At 62.2% G+C, this 19992-nt stretch carries 16 protein-coding genes and 2 tRNA genes; 7 read left to right on the forward strand and 11 right to left on the reverse strand.

Going from position 1 to position 19992, the window contains the following annotated elements:
• Positions 1-73: 73 nt before the first annotated feature.
• Both PG899_RS00720 and dnaQ read right to left on the reverse strand, forming a co-directional pair.
• Positions 74-1339 carry a TIGR03503 family protein gene (locus tag PG899_RS00720; protein WP_077095565.1) on the reverse strand — a complete coding sequence of 422 codons (1266 nt, stop codon included), beginning with the start codon at positions 1337-1339 and terminating at the stop codon, positions 74-76.
• A complete protein-coding gene (gene dnaQ / locus PG899_RS00725; RefSeq protein WP_011705465.1) occupies positions 1336-2070 on the reverse strand; it encodes a DNA polymerase III subunit epsilon in 735 nt (244 codons plus the stop codon). The genes PG899_RS00720 and dnaQ overlap by 4 nt, the downstream gene beginning before the upstream one ends.
• Positions 2071-2122: 52 nt before the next feature.
• On the opposite strand from dnaQ, the gene rnhA reads away from it, so the two are divergent.
• Entirely contained in the window at positions 2123-2587 is a 465-nt protein-coding gene (rnhA, locus tag PG899_RS00730; protein ID WP_011705464.1) for a ribonuclease HI, read from the forward strand.
• Between the two features lie 55 nt (positions 2588-2642).
• Here rnhA and PG899_RS00735 read toward each other — a convergent pair whose 3' ends face one another.
• A complete protein-coding gene (locus tag PG899_RS00735; RefSeq protein WP_016350242.1) occupies positions 2643-3365 on the reverse strand; it encodes a class I SAM-dependent methyltransferase in 723 nt (240 codons plus the stop codon).
• A 71-nt stretch (positions 3366-3436) separates the two neighbouring features.
• On the opposite strand from PG899_RS00735, the gene gloB reads away from it, so the two are divergent.
• Both gloB and PG899_RS00745 read left to right on the forward strand, forming a co-directional pair.
• The gene (gene gloB, locus PG899_RS00740) at positions 3437-4201 is read left to right on the forward strand and encodes a hydroxyacylglutathione hydrolase (RefSeq protein WP_077095566.1); all 765 of its coding nucleotides are present in this window, start codon (positions 3437-3439) and stop codon (positions 4199-4201) included.
• Between the two features lie 70 nt (positions 4202-4271).
• Positions 4272-5819, forward strand: a complete 1548-nt coding sequence (locus tag PG899_RS00745) for a LysM peptidoglycan-binding domain-containing protein (RefSeq protein ID WP_011705461.1) — start codon at positions 4272-4274, stop codon at positions 5817-5819.
• Between the two features lie 86 nt (positions 5820-5905).
• On the opposite strand, the gene PG899_RS00750 is transcribed toward PG899_RS00745, so the two are convergent.
• Positions 5906-6751 (reverse strand): endonuclease/exonuclease/phosphatase family protein, encoded by an 846-nt coding sequence (locus PG899_RS00750; RefSeq protein ID WP_016350239.1) that lies wholly within the window; start codon positions 6749-6751, stop codon positions 5906-5908.
• Positions 6752-6862: 111 nt separating this feature from the next.
• On the opposite strand from PG899_RS00750, the gene PG899_RS00755 reads away from it, so the two are divergent.
• Positions 6863-7087 (forward strand): hypothetical protein, encoded by a 225-nt coding sequence (locus PG899_RS00755; protein ID WP_005299261.1) that lies wholly within the window; start codon positions 6863-6865, stop codon positions 7085-7087.
• A gap of 6 nt (positions 7088-7093) precedes the next feature.
• Here the strand turns inward: PG899_RS00755 and yciA are convergent, their stop codons facing one another.
• From yciA to PG899_RS00780, 5 genes are all read right to left on the reverse strand, one after another.
• Positions 7094-7489, reverse strand: a complete 396-nt coding sequence (gene yciA, locus PG899_RS00760; protein WP_005299258.1) for an acyl-CoA thioester hydrolase YciA — start codon at positions 7487-7489, stop codon at positions 7094-7096.
• 129 nt (positions 7490-7618) lie between these two features.
• Complete coding sequence (locus PG899_RS00765; RefSeq protein ID WP_077095569.1) at positions 7619-8431, reverse strand: NAD-dependent epimerase/dehydratase family protein; 813 nt, start codon at positions 8429-8431, stop codon at positions 7619-7621.
• A gap of 258 nt (positions 8432-8689) precedes the next feature.
• Positions 8690-9688 (reverse strand): LacI family DNA-binding transcriptional regulator, encoded by a 999-nt coding sequence (locus PG899_RS00770; protein ID WP_190283647.1) that lies wholly within the window; start codon positions 9686-9688, stop codon positions 8690-8692.
• A gap of 179 nt (positions 9689-9867) precedes the next feature.
• Entirely contained in the window at positions 9868-11784 is a 1917-nt protein-coding gene (locus PG899_RS00775) for a transglycosylase SLT domain-containing protein (protein WP_077095571.1), read from the reverse strand.
• 84 nt (positions 11785-11868) lie between these two features.
• Complete coding sequence (locus PG899_RS00780; RefSeq protein ID WP_077095572.1) at positions 11869-14385, reverse strand: putative bifunctional diguanylate cyclase/phosphodiesterase; 2517 nt, start codon at positions 14383-14385, stop codon at positions 11869-11871.
• A 371-nt stretch (positions 14386-14756) separates the two neighbouring features.
• Between PG899_RS00780 and hpf the strand changes: the two genes are divergently transcribed.
• Positions 14757-15095 (forward strand): ribosome hibernation-promoting factor, HPF/YfiA family, encoded by a 339-nt coding sequence (gene hpf / locus PG899_RS00785; protein WP_016350234.1) that lies wholly within the window; start codon positions 14757-14759, stop codon positions 15093-15095.
• An 81-nt stretch (positions 15096-15176) separates the two neighbouring features.
• Here hpf and PG899_RS00790 read toward each other — a convergent pair whose 3' ends face one another.
• The gene (locus PG899_RS00790; RefSeq protein WP_077095606.1) at positions 15177-15692 is read right to left on the reverse strand and encodes a VC2046/SO_2500 family protein; all 516 of its coding nucleotides are present in this window, start codon (positions 15690-15692) and stop codon (positions 15177-15179) included.
• A gap of 125 nt (positions 15693-15817) precedes the next feature.
• Here PG899_RS00790 and PG899_RS00795 point away from each other — a divergent pair.
• Together PG899_RS00795 and PG899_RS00800 are read left to right on the forward strand one after the other, a co-directional pair.
• A tRNA-Tyr gene (locus PG899_RS00795) sits at positions 15818-15902 on the forward strand.
• 51 nt (positions 15903-15953) lie between these two features.
• Positions 15954-16038: transfer RNA gene (locus tag PG899_RS00800), tRNA-Tyr, on the forward strand.
• A gap of 141 nt (positions 16039-16179) precedes the next feature.
• On the opposite strand, the gene tamB is transcribed toward PG899_RS00800, so the two are convergent.
• Positions 16180-19965 (reverse strand): autotransporter assembly complex protein TamB, encoded by a 3786-nt coding sequence (tamB, locus tag PG899_RS00805; RefSeq protein ID WP_190283648.1) that lies wholly within the window; start codon positions 19963-19965, stop codon positions 16180-16182.
• Positions 19966-19992: the final 27 nt, after the last annotated feature.

Below are 19992 nucleotides of genomic sequence, written 5' to 3' on the forward strand. Positions count from 1 at the left end.
GGTTGCTGCTAACCTGCTCTCCCATAAATAACAAAGCCGCCTCGATGGGCGGCTTTTTCATGTGGTTACCCGGTTATTGTTCAGGCAGGTTCAGATCCAGCTTGGCTTCCGGCTTGGCGCTTTCGCTCTCGGCTTTCTGCGCCGCCATCGCTTTTTTCAGTGCCCGCCGCTTTTGCAGCAAGATGAAACCGACGCCCCCCAGCAAGACCAGCAGGATGCCGACCCCACCCAGCAACCAGATCAGCCAACCGCTGCTCTGTTTTTCCTCGAATTTCACCTGGTTGGGCACTGCCGCCGAGGTTTCAGAAGCCGCAGAGGCCGCCGATGGCTCAGCCGCCAGCACCGGGAAGATATTGAACGATTTCACCGGCAGCGTGACCTGGATCTCGCGGCCCAGCCGGGTCGTGCCAAACAGGGTGGCGTTCACCTCATACTGGCCAACCTCCTTGATGGCGGAGAGATCCACTTCCACCCGGGGTTCGGTCGCCACCGCATTGAACGCCATGCTGGCTCCCACCGTGTTGGTCGCCTTGCCCTCAATGACCACGGAGGCCGGATCCAGCTCATCGGCATCGATCAGGAAGGAGAGCTTGGCGCCAAACTCCTGCGAGGGAGGCGCCAGGGTATAGTTGACCGGCAACGGGTAGATCAGCACGTCCTGATAGCGAGCGCGGGAGAACACCTGATTGCCCGTGCTGTACATGGCCCGGTATTTTCCCGCAGCCACATCCAGCACCGCCTCGGCGGTCATGATGCCGTCACCCGGCACCTCATCAAGCCCCTTGCCATCGTCACGATAGTGGCCGAGCACTTCGTCAACGATGGGCTCACCCTCCTGCTTGGCATCATTGAAACGTTGCAATCGCACCGTCATGCCAAGGTCGGTCAGGTAATAGCCCGCCTTGGGCGGTGCATCGTCGATCAGCAGCCAGGACTTGAGCTTGACCCTTTCCCCCTGATAGAGCTGGGTCGGCAGTTGATCGGTTTCCAGCCTGATGTTCGACAGCAGGCGCACCCGGTTGTCCGGATCCACCTCACCGATGGCCTGCCAGGGGCCCGGCATGGGATCGCGGATGGTGATGAGATCCTGATCCTTGAGCGCCAGCCAGCCCACATCGGGGGGCGTCACCTTGCCCACATAGAGCTTGCTGCCGTCCGGACGCACCAGGATCACCGACGGGGTGCCCGGCTTGCGCGTCACGATGAAGGTGATCTCTTTCACCCCGTAATCAATGCGAAAGCGATTGTCGAGCAGGGGAATGTCGGAGGGGGCAAACACCTCGTTGGCCGAGGCAGTCAGCGAGGCCAATAACAGCAGGCCGCTCCATAGCTTGCTCATTGCCGCCACAGGCAGGCTCCTCCTTTTTTCTGCACCAGATCCAGCCGCGCTTCGTGCACCGCCTCAATCTCGGCACTGGCACGGATCACCTTGAGCGGTGGGCGATTGCTCTCCAACCGGCGGATACTGGTGTCCTGATTGCTCTCATTTTCACTGCTCTCGGTAGCCAGATTCAACTTGGTCTGGCCACCCGTCATCAGCAGGTAGACGTCCGCCAGGATCTCCGCATCGAGCAAAGCCCCGTGCAGGGTACGGTGCGAGTTGTCGATGCCGTAGCGATCGCACAGCACGTCGAGGTTGTTGCGCTTGCCCGGAAACAGGTCCCGCGCCATCGCCAGGGTATCCGTGATGCCGCAGATGTCGGCAGTCTTGAAATTGAGGCCGAGCTTGCCGAACTCATAGTCCATGAAGCTCACGTCAAACGGCGCGTTGTGGGCAATCAGCTCGGCACCGCGGATGAACTCGATGAACTCGTCGGCTATCTGGCTGAACGACGGCTTGTCACGCAGGAACTCGTCGGTGATGCCGTGCACCTGGATGGCCTCGGGGTCCACAAGCCGATCCGGCTTGATGTAGACGTGGAAGTGGTTACCGGTCAGCTTGCGGTTGATCACCTCCACACAGCCGATCTCGATGATGCGGTGTCCCAGATAGACAGGGCCACCGGCGGTGTTCATACCTGTGGTTTCAGTATCCAGAATGATCTGGCGATTCAGTTGGGGTGTGTTCATGATCCAATCTATGTCAAACTTCGGCTTTACCCGCTAGTTTACCCCAAGACTCATGCTAAAAAAGATCGATTTGTATACGGATGGTTCCTGTCTCGGCAACCCGGGCCCTGGCGGCTATGGTGCCGTCATGGTCTATGGCAAGCACCGCAAGGAGCTCGCCGGCGGTTTTCGCCTCACCACCAACAACCGGATGGAGCTGATGGCCGCCATCATGGGGCTGCGCACCCTGAACGAGCCCTGCCAGGTCAGACTCACCACCGACAGCCAGTATGTGCGCCAGGGGATCACCCAGTGGATCATCGGCTGGAAGAAGAAAGGATGGGTGACAGCCAGCCGTCAGCCGGTCAAGAACGTCGATCTCTGGCAGGCGCTGGATGCGGAAGTGGCGCGCCATCAGATCGAATGGCTCTGGGTCAAGGGGCACTCCGGTCACCCGGAAAACGAACGCTGTGACGAGCTGGCCCGCGAGGCCGCCAGTGGCAAGCAGCTGGCAGAGGATACCGGCTACCAGCCCTGATCCCGGTCAGTCTCACCCGTCAGGGTCGCTCGCCAGCCAGGGCGCCCGAGACAGGCTACCAGCCCTGACGCGCCATGCCCGGCGTCGCAATCGACTCGGGCAAGCGCCAGCGGCGGCGTACCGGCGTCAACGGAAAGCGCCGTTTGCGCGCCGCTATCACGTAGACGGACGCAAACGGCCTGCAATAATCCCGCCCCACACTCTCCCGCCACCAGCCGATCCGGCTCTGCTTGCCCATGAACGAGTAGCCAAAGCGCTCGTCAAACATCACTTCACACCCGAGCAGCTGCAGCCAGTCGGTGACCCGCGCCGGAGTGAACATGCGGGCCGACCAGGGCAGATGTTGACGCAGGAAAGGCAGGCAGTGGCCGATGCCGACCAGGCTGAGCGGATTGTAGCCACTGACGATGAGCCAGCCATCGTCGGTCAGCACCCGCTCAGCCTCGCGCAGCACCTGGTGGGGATCGGGCGAAAAGTCGAGACAGTGGGCCAGCAGGCAGGCATCCACGCTGCCGGTGCGCACCGGCAGGGCCAGTGGGTCGCCCTTGAGATCCAGCAGTCTGCCGCTGGGGGCAACCCCTATCTGGTGGCGAATGGAAGAGCAGCCGCAGGAGAGTTCGGCGCTCAGTGCCCCGACTTTAAGCAGATGATAACCAAACAGATGTGGGCACCAGCTGTCGAGCCGCTCCTGGATCTCGGCCGCTACCCAGTCCCCCATGGGCAGTGCCGACCAGCTGGTCGGGATCTCGATTTGTTGTTCGGTACGTGCCACCTGCATAATAGGGCTCAACTTGGGGTTCGAACGCCATCCAGTTATATAAGATACCCTCCATAAAGAGAAGCAGACTCATGTATCCAGTGATCACAGTTCCTGCCTTTAACGACAACTACATCTGGTTGATCCGACACGAAAATCACTGTCTGGTCGTCGACCCGGGCGATGCCGAACCCGTGCTGGAGCGGCTGGCCGCACTGGAGCTGCAGCTCGACGCGATCCTGCTGACCCATCACCACCACGATCATGTGGGAGGCGTCACCGCCCTGCTCGGCCATTTCCCCCATGCAAGACTCTATGGTCCCAAACTTGACCCCATGCCCGCTCATCACGGCCAGTGGCTCGATGACGGGGATCAGATCAACTGGCATGGCCTGAGCCTTGAGGTGATCCATGTGCCCGGCCATACCCATGGCCACATCGCCTATTACGGCCATGGCATGCTGTTTTGTGGCGATACCCTCTTCAGTGCAGGTTGCGGCCGCCTGTTCGAAGGCACCCCGGCCCAGATGCACGCCTCATTGCAGCGGCTCGCCGCCCTGCCCGACGATACCCTCATTTATTGTGCCCATGAGTACACCCTCTCCAACCTGCGCTTCGCCTACGCGGCCGAGCCGGACAACCAGGCGATCCAGCAGCGGATCGGGCTGATCAGCAAGCTGCGCCAGCAGGGTCTGCCGAGTCTGCCATCACGGCTGGGGGATGAGCGGGAGTTCAACGTTTTTCTGCGATGCGAACAGGATTCCGTGAAATTTTCTGCTGAGAAACACGCCTTAAAATGCTTGGAAAATCCAGAGGATACCTTCACCGTGCTGCGATCCTGGAAGGACGTTTTTTGAACAAACCTTGATCAGGGGGCCATTGCCCCTTATGATGCGAGCTGTTTTTCCTAAAGATGACCTGAGCGAGATGAAGGTACGAACGGCCTTATTGGCGGCGCTGTTTCTCAGCGGCTGCCAAAACCTGAGCCATCAGGATGACCGGGCGCTAACGGCAATCGAGCCGATCAAGTCCCCCCAAGTCAACAAAAAAGCGTATAAAAAACATTCGGCGCGCTTCCTGTTCGGAGACGAACAGATCGACGAACTGGATGACACCGATAACCTGTGGGTGCGTATCAGCGATGATATGCAGTTTGATCCGCAGGAGAACGACCGTGTCCGCCAGCAGCGTGATTGGTTGTTGCGCAATGATAAGCATCTGGCGACCATTGCCAGCCGGGCTGAGCCCTACCTGTATCTGATGGTAGAGGAAATCGAACGGCGTGAGCTGCCAATGGAGCTTATTACCATCCCCATGATTGAGAGCATGTTCGATCCCCACGCCCGTTCCCGCAGCAATGCGGTGGGTCTGTGGCAGTTCGTTCCTGCGACCGGCAAGAACTTCGGCCTGCGCCACGACAACTGGTACGACGGCCGCCGCGATGTACTGGCCTCCACCAACGCCGCGCTGGATTATCTGGAGTACCTGAACCGTTTCTTCGACGGCGACTGGCTGCAGACGCTGGCGGCTTACAATGCCGGTGAAGGACGGGTGCGCAACGCCATCACCCGCAATCAGAAGGCAGGCCGACCGACCGACTACTGGTCACTCGATCTGCCCCGCGAAACCCGGATGTATGTGCCCAAGATCCTGGCCATGGCCGACATGATCCGCAACGCGGACAAGTACAATGTCACCTTGCCGGTGCTGGCCAACAAGCCTCAGCTGCGGGTGGTCAACACCGGCGGCCAGATCGATCTGAACGTGGCTGCCCAGCTGGCAGGCCTGCGTCCGGCTCAGCTGAAAGAGGTCAATCCGGCCCTGACGCGCTGGTCGACCTCACCCAAGGGGCCCTATCGCCTGCTGGTACCGGTCGAGTATGCCGATACCCTGGAGCTGGCCCTGGCCGATCTGCCCCAGAGCGAGCGCATCCGCACCCGCTCCTATCAGGTCACCAGCGGCGACACCCTCTCTCGCATCGCCCAGAATCACGGGGTGAGCGTGCAGCAGCTCAAGCTGGCCAACAACCTGAGTGGCAACCACCTGCGCCGCGGCCAGACCCTGATGATCCCGACCAGCGGCAGCAAGCCGGTGGTCAGTCAGAGCGCCCAGAGCAAGCCACAGCAGCTCGCCAGCCGCAGTGCCGGCAAGATCCAGTACAAGGTGCGTGCCGGTGACAATCTGTGGAGCATCAGCCAGGCGCACGGGGTTACCCATGACGAGCTGGCCAAGTGGAACGGTCTCAACGCCAAGTCGGCCTTGAAGCCGGGCATGAAGCTGGTGGTCTGGCCCAAGCAGGGCAAGAGCAGCAACAAGTCCATGGTCTATCAGGTGCGCCGTGGCGATTCCCTCTCCTCTATCGCAGCCCGTTTTCAGGTTGCCGTGATGGATGTGATGCGCTGGAATCAGCTGGGCAAGAGCGATTACCTCAAGCCGGGTCAGGAGCTGACCCTGTTCGTGAAGAACAACAGCTGATCGTTCATCGCTTCATAAAAAAATACCCCGCCAAAAGCGGGGTATTTTTTTATCTGGAACAGGCCACCCTGGTGGCCAGTACGGATTCAGGGGGTGATGGCCTGAGCCGCAAAACGGGCCATGATGGGGTTGTGATCCGACGCATCGGTCGCCGGGCTGCTCACTTCCACCAGGTCCAGGTTGCGGTAGTAGAGGTGATCGAGCGGTCGGCCGAACGCGGTCCGGCGCAGATCCGGCACCGGGATCGCCTCCTGCAGCCCCAGTTCGCCCACCAGCTTGTTCAGCCAGAATTCGCGCTTGTCGCTCCAGGTGTTGAAATCCCCGGCCAGAATGACCGGGCCCTGATGGCGATGGATGAGGGCGGTCAGATCGTTGAGCTGCTCGCGAAAGGTCGCCATCCCCAGCTCGAAATTCACCGCATGCAGGTTCACCACCAGCACGCCGTCAGGATCCCCCTGCAAGGGGTAGAGGCTGACCAGACCGGATTTGGGGATGCGCAGCAGCGGTTCGGGTGAGCGCACGCCGCACACGAACGCCTGTGGCGTCTTGGCGACTGTCATCACGCCGAAGGAGACGCCGCCCTGAGTAAAGGCTTGCAATTGCTGCCACTGAAAATCACCGGCCTTCAGCCATTCCAGCATGTCGGGGCGGGTCGCCGACTCCTGCAGCAGTACCAGATCCTGGGATTTGGCATACTCGTCCAGCCCCTCGCGCCAGTTTTTACGCTGACCCTTGTAGAGATTCCAGACGGTAATGCCGAACTCGCGTGGCAAGGCGGTGGAGGCCAGTGCCACCAGCGGCGGCTTCTGGCAGTTGGCGCCGGGAATGATGCCCTGCGCCGTGACCAGGTGATCCTGATCCGGCACCTCGAAACAGCCGACCAGTCCCAACGTCAGCAGCGACGTACCCAGAATGCGATAACTATTTTTCATTGGCTAACAACCACCTGCCTCTGCATTGTGTCCTGACCATCACAAATGTCATCGCTGCCGACTAGGCTGATAGCTCGTGTCCGGCCCGGCTCATCCAGAAGGAATTCAACGATGGCGAGACAGCACCAGTACCGCGTGACATTTTATGATCAACAAGGAAATTGTCATCAAGTGGAGCTTTCCACCGTCTATCAGATCAGACGGGATCCCCAGTGCGATCTCTGCCTGTTCGACACCCAGCAGTGCGTCGGCTCGGAAGAGATGCTGGAACGCATGATACGGCAAAAAACCGGGTTTGAGCAGGAAATATCCATCATCAACGCCCGGCTTATCTGAGCCGGATCAGACCGGTACCGGACGGGATTTTCCCTGTTCGTCGATGGCGACATAGGTGAAGATCCCTTCGGTCACGCAGTAGCGCTGGGCCTCGTTTTCACGCAGCACCGGCTTGACCCACACCTCCAGCTTCAGCCGCATGGAGCTGCGACCGATCTTCAAGCAGCGCCCGTAGCAACACACCACGTCGCCCACCTTGACCGGGCTGTGAAAGGTCATGCCCTCGACGGATACGGTACAAATACGTCCTTTTGCCAGCTCCTTGGCCATGATGCCCCCACCTATATCCATCTGGGACATGATCCAGCCCCCGAAGATATCGCCATTGGGGTTGGTATCGGCTGGCATTGCCAGGGTTCTCAGCAACAGTTCCCCATCGGGGTGACGTCTTGTATCTACCATCTTTACCGCTCTCTCTGTATGGATGGCGGCATGATAGGGGGCGAGCCCCCCCTTGGCAAACCTCAATTGCCCGCCGCGCCACCCCATTGGAGCCACCTGTGCCCCACTCTATAGCACAGTGCGGAATGCTCAGTGACCCCGGGCCGCCAGCTCGGCAAACCAGTGCGCCGGATCGGGCCAGCGATAGACAAAGCCGAGCTGCTCGCAGATGCGCAGCCCCTCGACGGGGAGAAACCGGCCGGCCGGCTCGATGAAGACCGGGGCCGGCAGGCCAAGCTGACGTGCGGCAAAGGGATAGAACTGCTCCCGGCGCGGGTGCACCGGTGCGCTCAGGTTGTAGGCATCGCCATCCTTTCCCTGCGCCAGCAACAGCTGACAGGCGGCCACCACGTCATCCAGGTGCACCAGGTTCACCGCCTGACCGCCCCCTTCCAGGGTTTTGCCCGCCAGGAAGCGGCCGGGATGACGCTGTGGCCCGTACAGCCCGGCCGGGCGCAGCACCATGGCACAGGGAATGCCAGCCCCCATCGCCGCCTGCTCGGCGGCCAGCATCCGCATCCCGCGCTCGTGGGCAGGCATGGGGTGTTCATCCTCCCCCTGCCCCGGTGCCCAGACCGAGGTGGCACTCACGAACAACAACCGCTGCACACCGGCGGCCCGCGCCAGCTCGGCCACCCGCCCGATGGCGGCCGGGTAATCCTCAACCTTGCTCGGCGGCACGCAGATCACCAGCTCGCGGCAGCGAAACGGCAGGGCGGTCAGCCCGGTGCCCAGTTGCAGCGGCCAGGCCTGCAGCCCCTCTGCGGTCAGCTGCGCGGCTTTCTGGGCCGAGCTGACCGTCACCGCCACCTGGCGACCCTCGGCCTGCAGCACCCGGGCCAGCGGCAACCCCAGCCAGCCAGCGCCCACGATCCCCGTCTGGTATTCACTCTTTGTTGTCATTACAAAATCCTGGCAAAAAAAAACGGCCATCCATGATGACCGTCGAAAGTAACGAAGGAAATAGCTGGATTAACCAGTTACCTCCCACAGCGGGAAAATCGGGAGCGCAGGCTCCTAATTCGTGGGGCCTATGCTAGTGGCAGGCAGTCCAAAAAGCTTTGAAGCGGATCACAGTTGAAAAGGATTTCTGAAAACGCTTTCAATTTTTCCGCAAAATAGGGGAGCGACATTGGCCCATTCAGGGCCAATGTCGGCTACTCAGGCAACGGATTCCCGTCTGACCAGCTCGGCCTCGAACTTGAGCTCCAGCCCCTCGGCCGGCTTGTGATCCAGCAGGCTCAGCGCCAGCTCGGCAGCCCGGCCGCCCATCTCTTCGATGGGGTAACGCACCGTGGTCAGCTTGGGATAGATATAGCGGGCATAGGGAATGTCATCGAAGCCCACCACCGAGATCTGCTGCGGGATCTTGTATCCCCGCTCCAGCAGACAGGAGATGGCCCCCGCCACCATGGCGTCGTTGAAACCGAGCACGGCGGTAAACTCAACCCCCCGATCCAGCAGCTCGCCCATCGCCACGTAACCGCCGTTCTCGTCGGCAAAGGCGCGGCCGATGAGGGCAGGATCAATAGCAATGCCGGCTCGCTTCAAGGCGTGATGATACCCCGCCATCCGCTGCTGGCCATCGACGAACTCTTCATCGTCCGAGGTGACGAAGGCAATCTTGTGATGGCCCGCATCCAGCAGGTGCTGGCAGGCGGTGGTGATGCCGGCCTGGTTGTCCAGCCAGACGCAGCGATCTTCGGCGCCCGGTACCTGGCGGTTGATGAAGACCACCGGGGTACTGCCCGCCACCAGCTCGCTCAGCTCCTCGTCGGGCAGCGCCTTGCTGTGCAGGATCAGCGCATCGCACTGGCGCTGCAGCAGCGCCTGGATGGCGTGACGCTCGCGCACCTCGTCGTGATTGCCGGACATGACAATGGTGAACTTGTCCGCCTTGTCCACCACGCTCTCGATGCCGCGCATCATCTGGGCGAAGAAGGGGCCACCACACAGATCCCCCACCAGCACACCGATGCAGTTGGAGCGCTTGCTGACCAGCGCCTGGGCAAAGCTGTTGGGACGAAAATTGAGTTCCTTCATGGCCGCCATGACGGCCTCACGCTTTTCTGGTGCCACCTGCGCCGTGTTGTTGATGACTCGCGACACAGTTGAAATGGACACATTAGCCAACCGGGAAACGTCTTTAATCGTTGCCACTATCAATTCCTTTGTTGGGGGAGCCTGTCTGTGTTGAACGGGCGATTATAACGAACCTGCCAGACCAAGAGATGGCGCCCGATCACCTGGCAGGTTTCCTTTTGTAACAAAACCTTATGGGATAATAACCATTTTGGGGAGGGAATGGGAATCCGGCTGCCGCCAGGGCGGCAGCCGTCTCAATAAGCGTGACTCAGCTCGCGCTCGGACATGAAGCGCAGCGGCTGCTGCAGCTTGTGCTGATAGATGAGATCGAACGACAGCACGTTCTGCACATAGTTGCGCGTTTCCTTGTAGGGGATGCTCTCGACCCAGACATCCATCGGCTTGTCCGCACTCTGATCGCGCCAACGTTTGACCCGGCCGGGGCCGGCGTTGTAGGCCGCCGCCGCCAGGATCCGGTTGCCGTCGTACACATCCAGCAGCCGCTTGAGATAGGCGCTGCCAAGGCGGATGTTCATGGCAGGATCAAACAACTGCTGTTCGTTGCGATAGGGCACCCCCAGCTTGCTGGCCGTCTCCTTGGCGGTAGTCGGCATCAGCTGCATCAGTCCCCTCGCCCCGACCGGCGACTGTGCCAGCGGGTAGAGCGCACTCTCCTGACGGGAAATGGCGTAGAGCAGGCTGGTGTTCATGGTCCGCTCCTGCGCCATCTGGGAGAAGGTGTGCTTGAGCGGCAGCGGGAAGCGTAAATCAAGGGCATCCCAGGCCTCGGCCCGGATGCTGGCCAGAATGGCCAGTTCATGCCAGCCCTGGTTGAGGGCGATGTGGCCGAACTCGAGGCGCTGGGCCACCGGATTGCGATCCATGTTGTGGATCCACTCCGCCCGCGCCGCCGTGATCTCGTTCATGTCGAGCAACTCGCGCACCCGCAGCAGGAAGGGCCAGCGACTGCTGGCGGTGCGCCAGTCCGGCACCTTCTTCGCCACGCTCTGATTCTTCATCCGATAGGGCACGCCGCTGCGCTGCGCCGCCATGAAGCCGTAGAAGCCGCGCAGATTGGCGGTCTCCAGATAGAGATCCCGTGCCGGTTTTTGCTGGCCCTGTACCTCCAGCGAGCGCGCCAGCCAGTAGCGCCAGCGATCCTCCTTCTGCAGGGCCATGGGCATCCGCTTGACCCAGCCGGAGAGTCCTTTCCAGTCCTGCTCCCAGATGGCGAGCCGGGCCCGCAGCTCCAGCAGATCCGGGTCGGCCTGGCGCACTACGGTAGCATCCAGCCAGTTGCGCTGGGCGGTTGAACGGTCCAGCAGCAACCGTCTGGCCACCGCCCGCTCCACCGGTTTGAGCTCGGCCGCGCTCAGCGCAAAACGCGAGCGCAGATAGCCGAGTTGACCCAGCACCGCTTCCGGCTGCTGGTTGGCATAGCGGGCCAGCCCCAGCAGCAGCAACTTTTTGGAGGGGGCGGCGGTAGTGAAATAGGCTGTGTTCATCGCCTTGGCGGGCTGCTCGAACAGGGTAATCATCTGATCCCCGTACGCCTTCATGCCGCTGCCAAGCTGAGCGCCGAGGTGGCGGATAAGGTTCGGGTTCTCCGCCTCGAAGGCCAAGGTCATGCGGGTCCAGATCTTCTCCTGGGTGCGCAAGCCGGCCTGCTGCCAGAGCTGAAACAGGGGATCGCAGGCATCGGGGCGAGACTGGCCACTCAGCCAGAGCTTGCCCGCCTCCTGCAGTGCCTGGCTCTGCTGGCCGGTGTAGTAGCGCGCCTGATAGTGCATGCAGAGCAGGTCGGTGGAGTTCGGCTTGGCCGGATAGAAGCGCAGGAACTGAGACCACTGCTGGCTCTGGGCCAGATAGGTGAGGTAACTGCGCTCCAGCCGGTTGGATTGGGGGGTGTCGCCGTGCTCGCGGATGAAGCGGGTCACGTCGTCATACTCCGCCGCCCCCGGCCGAAAGGCCAACTGGTAGTAATCGAGATAGGGTAGCAGCGGATAATGGGTCAAACGGGCGCGAATTTGCCGAAAACGGGCCTGATCGTCGGCCCGCACCGCGTCATAAGCCTGGCGATAGAGAGATTGTTCCAGAGTCTGCGCCGCAACCTGCGTCAGCAGCCCCGGCACACACAGCGCCGATAAAATGATTCCCTGCACGGCTTTCACGAGAGACGTCTCCATTGAGAGGCAATGCCACCGCCCGTTGGCGGTGGTGTCATATTCCCTCATTCTACCCGTTAACCCGAGGGGCTACAGCTCGCCGGCGAGACTATTTTTACCCCCGGCCAGCGGGCTTTCGCTACGGGCAAGACGCTGCACGTAGCGCTCCAGATAAGGCACCGGCAGCGGCTTGGAAGCCAGGTAGCCCTGGTAGAAGTGACAGCCCTGGGCCTGCAGAAACTCCAGCTGCTGGCGCGACTCCACCCCTTCCGCCGTCACGTTGAAGCCCATGTGGCGCGCCATGGCGATCACCGCCTCGACGATGGCCATGTTGTCGCCATCGCGCGGGATGTCCTGGATGAAGGAGCGGTCGATCTTGAGCTCGTCCGCCGGCAACCGCTTGAGGTAGCTCAGGGAGGAGTAACCGGCGCCGAAGTCATCGATGGCAAAGCTGATGCCGAGCGCCTTGAGCTCGCTCATCTTGCTGATGGTGTCTTCAGCGTGCCCCAGCACCACGGACTCGGTGATCTCCAGATTCAAGCTGGCGGGATCCATGCCGGTGGAGGCCAGCACGTCGTGGATCCGATCGACAAAGTCGGTGGCGTGAAACTGCTTGGCACTGACGTTGACCGACAGCTGCGGGATGTGGATGCCGTTCTCCTCCCAGCGCACGTACTGGGCGCAGGCCTCGTACAACACCCAGTTGCCGATGTCGACGATAAGGTCCGTCTCCTCGGCGATGGGAATGAACTCGGCGGGCGACACCAGAGCCCGGCCTGGCGGCTGCCAGCGGATCAGCGCCTCGACGCCGATGATGTCGCCCCCCTCCACCATGTGCTGGGGCTGGTAGTAGAGGGTCAGCTCCTGCTGGTCAAGGGCGCTACGCAGCTCGTTGTGAATGAGCAGCCGGCGATCCGCCTGCAACTGCATGGAGGCATCGAAGAAGCGCCGGGTCTTGCGACCGGCCGACTTGGCCTGATACATGGCGGTGTCCGCCTGCTTGAGCAGATCGTCCACCCCTTGCTCCCGACCGGGGAAGAGGGTGATGCCGACGCTGGCGCCGATGTGCAGCACCTGGCCCGCATGGTTGTAGGGGGCCGCAATCTCGCTGATGAGCCGCTCGGCAATGAGGTCGGCCTGCATTTCCGCCTGGGGGGGGCTCGCCGAGAGCGAGGGCAGCAGCAGCACGAACTCGTCGCCGCCGAGTCGCGCCAGACAATCCCCTTGCCGTACCAGCCGCTTGAGCCGGCTGGCGACCTCCTTGAGCAACCAGTCGCCGGTGGCGTGGCCGAGAGAGTCGTTGATGGTCTTGAAGTGATCCAGATCGATGAACAGCAAGGCGCCGATCAAATAGTCGCGGCTCGCCTCGCCAAAGGCGTGGGCCAGGGTTTCGTGCAGCTGGCGGCGGTTGGGCAGGCCGGTCAGCTCGTCGTAATAGGCGAGATCCTGGATGCGGCGCTCGGCCTCCTTGCGCTCGGAGATATCCTCGAAACAGATGACGAAGTGGCTGATCTCCCCCCTGTCATCCTGCACCGGGGTGACTATCTCCCACTGCGGATAGGGGTAGCCATCCGCGTGCAGCCGTTGGGTCTCCCCCTGCCAGCGGCTCAGGGTGCCGAGCTCGTAGCCAAGTCCCCCCAGCCCGCACCAGAGATCGTTGCCCAGATGCAGGCCGATCACCCGCTGGCTGTCAAAGCCGGTGATCTGGCTGAAGGCGTGGTTGACCCGCAAAATCTTGAAATCGGGGTCGGTGATGATGATCCCTTCATGGGTTTCAAACGCCACGGCCGACAGGCGCAGCTGGGCATCGCTCTGCAGCCGCTCCAGCTCCGCCACCATGCGCATGGAGAAGGTGGTCAGCACCGACCCCAGATTGGGGATCGCGCTCTGATCGGAGAAGATCAGCGCCAGGTGACCCAGGATCTGGCCGTTGCGATCACACAGCGGCAGGCCGTAGTAACCCTGCCCCCCTTTGAAACCGGTACAGGAGGGCAGATCGTTCGCCAGGGGAATGACGCAGGCCTGCCCCGCCAGATAGACCTGCTGGCAGGGCATGCCGTCGAGTTCGTACTCCTTGAGGTCGATGCCATGGCAAGCCAGCACCTTGAGCCGTCCGCCGCCGGTGCGCTCCGCCAGCCAGACCGCGTCCGCCACCAGGATGTGGGCGAGCTGATTGACCAGAGTATTGAAGAAATCGAGCCCGGTTCTGGCAGAGAGCGCCTGCGCCAGCTGGGTCAACAAGGGGTCTTGCAGCAACGGCAGTTGCTGGGAGAGGTCGGCAGGCAGCTGGGTGCTGCGGGTGGTGTCGAGCGGTGCAATCCAGCCGCAGCACATCTGCTGGGCCGGCACGTACTGGCCGCTCCAGAGCACATGGCGCACCTCGCCACCCTCCTCGCAGAGGTGACCGATGAACTGGGCCGGTTGCTGTGAGTGGTAAAGCCTGGCGAGAAAGTCGGCAAAGCCGGCCTCGTCATCTGCCGCCAATTGCCCGAACCAGGGGTGAGGCCCCTCTCCTTGCCAGAGCTGGTAGGAGGCATGATCGGACAGACTCCACTGGGCGTGTTGCCGATCATAAAACCACATCATCTGAGTGGCCTGCTGTTTCATGTACTACTCCAACACCACAACAACCACGTTCAAGCCCCTGACGACTTGGCAGCGCCCACATTCACAGCGCGCACGTCGGCAAGGGCGGTGCGGGGAGAAAGTGCAAAAGATGCGAGACTAAGCGGTGAAAACCGGACATGAGGTCGACATGCGGCGCTGCCACGAAGGGACAGAAACGATCCAAGTTTCTCCATACTGCCTGCCAGTTTCGTGGAGCTCAAGCGCTTTTTGGTGCAGAACGGGAAAAGATCACAATTTATTCCTCCCCTCGGAAGCAAGGCCACAGTTCGTGACATAGATCACATTTTAATGTTCAGCCATGAGTAATCTGAAGGTGAAGACACAAGCAAGACGACCCGAAGGGGGCCAATATGAAAATCGAAATTACCAGCAAAATCATCGACATCACCCCGGCTATCCGCGAGCGCATTGAATCCCGTTTTGACAAGCTCGAGCGTCTTCAGGTGCCTCTTATCACACCCCATGTGATTGTCTCCAAAGAGCGTCTGATGTTCATCGTTGAAGCCACTGCTGGCATCCCCAACGGCAAGCTGTTTGCCCAGGCAGAACATGAGGACTTGTACGCCGCCATCACCGAACTGGGGCAAAAGCTGGAGCGCCAGATCAACCGCCACACCGAGAAACCCATCGCCCGTCGCGCCGCAGCGGCTGGCAAGGAAGTGCCGCAAGAGGATGAAGCCGACGCCTAAACTGCGCCACGGCACAACCAGAAACGACAAAGGCGGGATCTCCCCGCCTTTTTGCTGTCCGAATGCCGGCGTTTGTCGCCTTCAGCAACCACTGAGCCAGTACAGCCTGGCATCCACCCCCGCCTTGAGCGTATCGAGGATCGGCAGCATCAGCAGGGGATCGTCGCGTCTGGGCTGATCCGCCAGCTTGCCCTGCCAGCGCTCCCGTCCAAGCGGCGAGAGGTTGTCATAGACGGCGGGCTCCAGCGCAGGCGGGGCGCCGAGCAGCGGCGGTGAGCGCAGCGCCAGCCAGAGCCGCACATCCACCATGGAGCCCCCCTGTTGCAGCCGCTCGTTGAGCAGAGCGGCCTCTTCATCGTTTGCACTGCCCTGCAAGGGCGTGGCTGGCGGCAGCTCAAAGCGGCTGCGCCAGACCCGGCTCTCACCCTTTGCTGGCTGCCTGGGATCGAACCAGGGCTGCTCTTCCACCGCATCGGTCAGCAGGGCCAGATGCAGGCGAAAGTCAGCCCTGTCTCCGTGCTGGAGATCCTGGTTGAGACGTTGCCCCAGCTGGGCCTCGTCCACCAGCCACTGCTCACGAATGGCGCTGGGTAGCATGAGATAACTCTTGGAAACGGTGGTTTCATCCTTTATCGGCCGCAAATCCGATCCTTTAAGCAGGAAAAATCCCGCCAAGGGGTTCACAACCCCGGCAGATCTGTTAGTATGCGCCTCGCACTTGTGGAGGGGTTCCCGAGTGGCCAAAGGGATCAGACTGTAAATCTGACGGCTCTGCCTTCGAAGGTTCGAATCCTTCTCCCTCCACCATTTCAAGTGCAGTCACGGCACCCGTCGTGAACAAAATTGGCAATACCCCGTGGAGGGGTTCCCGAGCGGCCAAAGGGATCAGACTGTAAATCTGACGGCTCTGCCTTCGAAGGTTCGAATCCTTCTCCCTCCACCATCATTCAAGAAAACCCGGCCTCGCGCCGGGTTTTCGCTTTTCAGCATCCCCTCTCTGTTCATCAACATCAGCATCAGCCGCATCAATGCCACCAATAAAAACGGGAGGCTTGTGCCTCCCGTTTTTGTCTCTTCCTGCCCGCTACAGGGTGAAGCGATAGAAGATATCCACCGCCTGGGCCACCCCGCTCATGGCCTGCAGGTAGAGCCTGGGCATCAGCTCGTAGCGCAGCTTGAACTCGGCGATGGGGCTGAACACCCCGACCCCGTACTGGAACTGCAGCCCCGGCAGCAGGTAGGCCGACAGGGTCACCTGGGTGTTGTCGCCACTGCCGGCAGTGTCGAGGGCCACGTCGCTCATGCCGAGGGATTCCCCCAGACTGGAGACCACGCCGTTGGCCTGGCTGACCGCGCCCGCCACCAGCAGGCCGTTGAAGCCGCCATCCTCGCCGCTGGTCTGCAGCCCCTTGCCGCGCAGCAAGTAGGAGAGCTGCTCGGACTGGGCCAGCTGCGGCTCCGAATAGACGGTGATCTTGGGCTTGCTGGCCGGTCCGGTCACCCGCACCCCCACCGTCACCTTGTCCTCGATGGTATCGGGATCCCGATACGCCTCTATGTTGAGGAACGGCTGATCGAGGGGGCCGGAGAAGAGGATGCGGCCATCCTTGATGATGAGGTTCTGGCCATAGGCCTTGAAGCGCCCGTCGTTGAGCACCAGCTGGCCATTGCCCGCCAGCGGCCGCGAGGGATCCTGGCGGATGTTGATGCCGCCCCCCACCTTGGTCTTGAGCCCCATCGCCTCCAGCCGCACGTCGTCACCCAGCCGGATGGCCAGCTTGATCGCCATCGGCAGCGGCGCCGCCTTGGGCACCGGCGGCAGATCGTCGTAGACCACGGTCACGTCGTCCGACACCGCCACCGCGCTCTCGGGCAGGCTCTTGACCAGGATCCGCGCCCAGGGGATGTCGACCTGACCGGTGATCCGGGTCTCCTCCCCCAGCGAGATGGCAATGTCCGGGGAGACCCGCACCCGGCCCATGCCAGGATACTGGGCTTCCAGCTCCTTGCCCTGGATGGTGAGGCTGCCGGTGACCGGCAGCTGTGCCCAGCTCAGCCAGCCCCCCAGTGCCAACGGCCCCTTGCCCACCAGCATGGTGCCGTCCAGTTCGGCCCGGTTGCCTTCAATCTTGAGGCGGGTCACCAGCTTGGAGAGGGTCACCATGTCGGAGTGGGTCTGCACCTCCCCATCCAGCAGGTTGAGCTGACCAAACAGCAGCGGCGAGGCCAGGGTACCGTCGAAGCGGGCATCGGCCGAGATGACCCCCTGCAGGGAGCGCACCTCGGGGATGAGCGGGGCGAAGGTGGTCAGCTTGAGGTCGTCAAACTTGAGCTGGCCGGAGAGATTGCCGCGACCGGACGGATCCCGGATATAGAGCTTGGTATCGATGTTGCCGATCTGCTCGGAGGCAAAGTCGAGCCGGATCGCCGCCTGCTGGCGCTCGAAGTCCACCCCGAGCTCGAGGCGCTGATAGTCGGTCTTGAGCTCGTCGGCCACAAAAGTGCCCGGCGTGGTGCGCACGGTGGCGTGCAGGGTCGGCTGATTGCCGCGCCAGCTGGCCCGCCCGTCGGCAGAGAGCACCGCCTGCCAGCGGAAGTTGTCCGGCAGCCAGGGCCGCAGACGCTTGAGGTCGAACTGGTTGAGGGCAAACTCCAGGCTGCCCTGCTGGGCCGATACCTGGCTGCCCTTGACGCAGAGGCTGGCCCCCTGGGAGCCGAGGCAGAGATCCCCCATGGTCAGCCGCTGACGCGGCAGGTCGAGGTCGAGGGCCCAGGGCGCGCTCAGCTCCCAGCGCCGCAGCGGTGTCTTCAACTTGAGCTCGCTGAGGGCACCGCGCCAACGATCCCCGCGCAGACCGCCGCTCAACTTGAGGTTGGCCGCCACCGGGTCGCCCTTCATGGTGAGCGACAGGGCGTGCTGGTTGAGATCGCCGCTCAGATTGAGCGCCAGCTGGCTGAGGCTGGTCGCCCCCTGTACCAGGCTGGCCACCGTCAGGGCCACTTCCCCTGCCGGCTTGTCACCGACCAGGGCATTGCCCTTGATGGCGATCCCCTTCAGATCGGTGCCGGCATAATAGAGGCGGCTGGCAGCCAGCTCGGTGGTGACCCGTGGTGCCTGCTGATTGCCGGTCAGGCGCACCTGCCCCTTGATGTCCCCCTTGAGGCCGGGGTAGAGCCCGGCCAGGTTGGGGGCATTGAGATCCGCATCCAGTTTCCACGCCTGCTGGCTCAGGCTGCCCTTGGCCTGCAGCTGGTTGGGGCCGCTTTGCAGCGCCAGCGCCGGGATGGTCCACTCCATCTTGTCGTTGCCGCTCGCGCTGCCCTTGATGGCCAGCGGATACTGGTTGAGCTTGCCATCCACCTTCAGCTCGGGCAGTTGCAGTTGCCAGTGGCCCGCCTCATCGAGCTCGAAACGGCTGGCAATCTTGCCCGCCAGCGCCCCCTTGAGCTCGGGCACCAGCTCGGCCGGGTTGATCCCCTTGAATTCCGTGGTGCCCTGCCAGCGTACCCCCTTGTCCCAGGCGAGCTTGCCGTCCAGCTTGAGCTCCCCCTTGAGGGCGTTGAGCAGCAGGTTGATCTGGTTCAGCTGCGTCAGATCCCCCTTGCCCGTCAGCGCCAGCTTGAAGGGGGGCACGTCCGTGCCCTTGCCGGCGGTATTCAAGGCAAACTGGTAGCCGGAGAGCTTGCCCTTGGCACTCAAACTGCCCTTGTCCAGCCGGTAGCTGGGCTCATCTTTGGCAGGCTTGTGCAGCGGCCAGCCCAGGCTCTTCCACTCCAGCCCCGCATCAAAGGGCAAGTCGGGGTCGAGGGCCGCCAGAGACCCCTTGAGGCTGGCGGCCACCTGTCCCTTGGCCTGCAGCGACAATGCCAGCTTGCCCACCGAACCGCCGAGGGTCAGGCTGGCCTGTTGCCCCTGCAGCTCGCCATCCAGCAGCCCCTTGCGGGCCTTGGCATCCAGGGTCAGGGCCAGCGGATAATCGTCTTTGAGCTGGATCTTGCCCTTGAGCGCCAGATCCGCCATGGCGTGGCGCAGGGAGAGCTCGCGCAGCGCGATGTCGCTCCCCTCGGCACTGGCCGACAGCAGCAGCTTGTCGAGCCCTTCAATCAATTCACCCTGCTGATAGCGAAACGCCGTGACCTGCAATCCTTCCAGCTGGATGGGGAAAGGCAGCCGGATGGCGGGCAGCGCGATGGGGGCTGCCTTGGTTGCCTGCTGCGCCTTGCTCTCATCCGCCGGCTTCGCCTTGGCGGTGACAGGCGACTTGGCCGCAGCCTTGTCTTGGGAGCTTGCCTTGGCGGCAGCCGGTTTGGCAGCCTCGGTGGCCGGCGTCTCGGCCAGGGTCACCTTGAGGCCATCCAGCACGGGCCCCTGCACGATCAGCCCCTTGCGGCTGAGGGTGGCGCCTATGTCGAGGGACTTGAGGCTCACCCCCACCCCGGGCACCGTCACATCGAGATCCGCCACCTGGAGGCTGTCGACCTGAATTTTCAGGGGCAGCGGGTGCCAGACGAAGGGCTCTGACGGCTCTTCCGGGGTCGGTTCGGAGTCGGCGACCTTGACCACCGGGTGGGTGACGTTAAGGGATTTGATCCAGAGCTTGCCCTGCAGCAGCTTGCCCAGATCCCAGTCCAGCACGGCGCGATCTACCGTGACGTCCACCAGCTCGTCCTGCCAGCCGACCCCTTCCAGGGTCCAGCCATAGCCGAGCTGGCCCGCCACCAGCTCCCCCTTGAGGGAAGGCAGGGCGGCCCTGGCCTGCTGCCACAGCCACTTGTTGCCCTGATGGGTGAAGCCCAGCAGGCTGACACCGATGAGCAGCAGGAAGATGAGCCCCATCAGCCAGAGAAAAATACGTTTTACCCAGATCACAGTGCAGACCCCCGCGAAAGATGCAGC

Origin of the sequence: Aeromonas sp. QDB39 (assembly GCF_027707585.1) — a bacterium.
Lineage (GTDB): Bacteria > Pseudomonadota > Gammaproteobacteria > Enterobacterales > Aeromonadaceae > Aeromonas > Aeromonas hydrophila.